This window comes from Candidatus Aminicenantes bacterium (assembly GCA_026393795.1).
Classification (GTDB): domain Bacteria; phylum Acidobacteriota; class Aminicenantia; order UBA2199; family UBA2199; genus UBA2199.
Genome location: JAPKZL010000208.1, coordinates 1 through 3,082 on the forward strand (window position 1 = coordinate 1; position 3,082 = coordinate 3,082).

Sequence of the window (3,082 nt, forward strand, 5' to 3'; positions counted from 1 at the left end):
CAAGGCCGGCATCAAGGAAGACGACATCATCCAGCTGGTCAACGGCGAAAAGATCCGCAACCCCCAGGACCTGGTCGACATCATCGGCGAACTGGCGCCAGGGACCAAGATCAAGATCGGTCTCTGGCGTGAAGGGAAAGCGCTCGAATTCGGCGCCGAATTGGGCAAGCGCGAGCACGGCAAGGAATTTGCATGGAAAAGCGAAAAACTTTCGCACCTGTTCCGCTCCAGCGCCTACCTGGGCGTCGTCCTGCAGGAACTGAACCCCGACCTGGCCGCGTACTTCGGCGTCAAGGCGGGCGAAGGGGCATTGATCATCGGCGTTGAGAAGGACACCCCAGCCGAAAAAGCGGGACTGAAGTCCGGCGACGTGATCGTGCAAATGGGCGACAAGGCGGTCACGGATGCCGATTCGGTGCATGAAATCCTGGCCGGGCTCAAGAAAGGCGATGTGATCGCCGTCACCGTTGTCCGTCACGGCAAGAAGGAGACGCTGAAGGCCGAACCCGATTTCGACCGCCACCAGCGCATCATACGCATTTTCCGTGGTGGCAAGGGCTCGGCCGTTGAAGAACTGGAAAAGTCGGACCTGGACATTGATATCCCCGATTTCGATATCCAGCTCCCGCCGCTGCCCGACATGCCCCACATCGATGAGGCCCTGGAACGGGTCCATGAAAAAATGGAACAGGTAAAGGTGAAACTCGAAAAACGGCTGAAAAAAATTCACGAACATTCCTGGATATAGCTTCTGACCTTCGGGCGTCCCGGCGTTTCTGCCGGGGCGCTCGATCAATTATTATGTAGTGACAGAGCTTGTCCCCGGAGGGGACGCGACCTGTCACTACGTAAATGGCTTGCCTTTATTTGCTCTTGGAAAACAAGCGGAACAAGCGGAACGGGTCGCGCTTCGCGCCGACCGGGTAGACGGTTTCCCTGGCGCTGGTCACCTCTTCGACCGAATAAAAGGCGTCGGGCAGCGTGGCGCGGACTTCGGCCAGCACCTGCTGCAAATGCTGGCGGCGGACCACGGTGAATATCGTCTCGACCGGCCCCTCGGCGCCGCGGCCGGGGATGGCGGTGAAACCGAAGCCCAGCGCGTGCAGCCTCTGGCATAGCTCGGGGCCGTCGCTGGGGGTGATGACGCGGACGATCACCGTACCCAGGGTCAGGCGCCTTTCCAGGACCTGGCCGATGGCGGTACCGGTGGCGAAACCGGCGGCGTAGGCGATGTAAGCCACCGGGTGCGAAACCGTTTTCATGATCTGGCCGATGGCCAGCAGCCAGATCAGCACTTCAAAAAAACCCACCAGCGGCGCCAGCCAGCGGATGCCCCGAGAAATGGAGACGATGCGGATGGTCTGCAGGCTGACATCGACGATGCGGGCCAGGAAGATCAGCGCCGGCAGCACGATCCAGATGAATGCGAACGATTGGCTGAATGGGTGTCCCATTTCAGCTGCCCTCCGGCAGAAAATCGGGGTTGGGCCGCGGCCGCTCAATCGATGGCGAACGTTCCATGGTCGTCTCCATTCAGGTCGATGCCGTTCTCAAGGGCGCCTTGTCGCGCCGCGGTCAGCAGGCTGCCGTCGCGCACCATGGCCTCGGCGCGGGCCAGGTCGTCGGCGAACACCCGGTCGGCTTCGGCGTGAGTGATCTCGCGCCGGATGCGGGCGTGAACGGCCTCCAGTATCGCGGTGCTGCGCAAGGGCCGGCGGAAATCCATCCCCTGGGCGGCGCAGGTGAATTCCACCGCCAGGATGCGCTCCAGATTGTCCAGGATGCGATGCAGCTTGCGGGCCGCGATCGAGCCCATGCTGACATGGTCTTCCTGCCCCAGCGACGTGGGGATGCTGTCGGCGCTGGCCGGGAAGCACAGGGTCTTGTTTTCGCTGGCCAGGGCGGCGCTGGTGTACTGGCAGATCATGAATCCCGACTGCAATCCGGTCTTGGCCAGCAGCAGCGCCGGCAGGCCCCGGTCGTTGCCGTGCAGCAGCAAATAGACGCGCCGGTCGGCGATGTTGCCCAATTCGCTGGCGGCGAGGGCGGCGTAGTCGAGCGGCAGGGCCAGCGGCTGGCCGTGGAAGTTGCCGCCGCTGACGGCTTCGCCGCTTTCCAGGATGACCGGATTGTCGGTCACGGCGTTGATCTCCACCTCGACCGCCGCGCGCAGATGGGCCCAGGCCTGGTGCGAGGCGCCGTGCACCTGGGGCATGCAGCGCAGCGAGTAGGCGTCCTGCACCCGGTCGCAGCCGGCGTGGTTTTCGACCATCTGCGAACCGCGCAGCAGCGCGGACAGGCGGCGGGCCACCAGCCTGGCTCCCGGATGGGGGCGCAGGGCGTGCAGTTCGGCCAGGAACGGGCGGTCGGAACCCGACAGCGCCTCGAGCGACATGGCGCCGGCGATGTCGGCCAGCTCGAGGCAATGCTGCAGCCGCTGCACTGCCCACACGGCATGGGCGGCCATGAACTGGGTGCCGTTGATCAGGGCCAGCCCTTCCTTGGGCCCGAGCCGGATGGGCGGCAGTCCCTTTTCCTCAAGAAGCCTGCCGGCTGCAAGGGTATCCGTTCCCGACTGGACCAGCCCCAGGCCGATCAGCGGCAGGAAGAGATGCGAAAGGGGGGCCAGGTCGCCGGAGGCGCCGACGCTGCCGTGGCTGGGGACGAGCGGGATCATGTCATTCTCGATGTGCCAGATGATGCGTTCCACGGTCGGGATAGCCACCCCGGAGTGGCCGCGGCACAGGGCGTGAGCCTTGAGGATCAGCATCAGCTTGGCCAGGGGGGTCGGGATCGGCTCCCCCATGCCGCTGGCATGGCTCATGATCAGGTTGCGCTGCAAGGTGCGGGTCTCCTCGGGCGATATGCGGGTGGTGCACAGCGGGCCGAAACCGGTGTTGACCCCGTACACCGCCGCGTCGCCGGCCGCCAGTTCGGCCACGCGCAGCCGGCTCCTTTCGATGCGGCTGCGGGCGGCGTCGCTCACTATGCCGCGGCAGCGTCCGGCGCTGATGGCCAAGGCGATGCCCGGGGTGAGATGGTCCACACCGTATTGAAAGACAGCAAATTGGTCCATGGCTGG

At 64.5% G+C, this 3,082-nt stretch carries 3 protein-coding genes; 1 reads left to right on the forward strand and 2 read right to left on the reverse strand.

Going from position 1 to position 3,082, the window contains the following annotated elements; translation table 11 throughout:
- The coding region (locus tag NTW95_10245; GenBank protein ID MCX6557792.1) for a PDZ domain-containing protein at positions 1-748 on the forward strand (748 nt) is incomplete at its 5' end.
- A gap of 115 nt (positions 749-863) precedes the next feature.
- Here the strand turns inward: NTW95_10245 and NTW95_10250 are convergent.
- Both NTW95_10250 and hutH read right to left on the reverse strand, forming a co-directional pair.
- Positions 864-1,454, reverse strand: a complete 591-nt coding sequence (locus NTW95_10250) for a DUF2179 domain-containing protein (GenBank protein ID MCX6557793.1) — start codon at positions 1,452-1,454, stop codon at positions 864-866.
- Between the two features lie 44 nt (positions 1,455-1,498).
- The gene (gene hutH / locus NTW95_10255) at positions 1,499-3,076 is read right to left on the reverse strand and encodes a histidine ammonia-lyase (protein MCX6557794.1); all 1,578 of its coding nucleotides are present in this window, start codon (positions 3,074-3,076) and stop codon (positions 1,499-1,501) included.
- Positions 3,077-3,082: the final 6 nt, after the last annotated feature.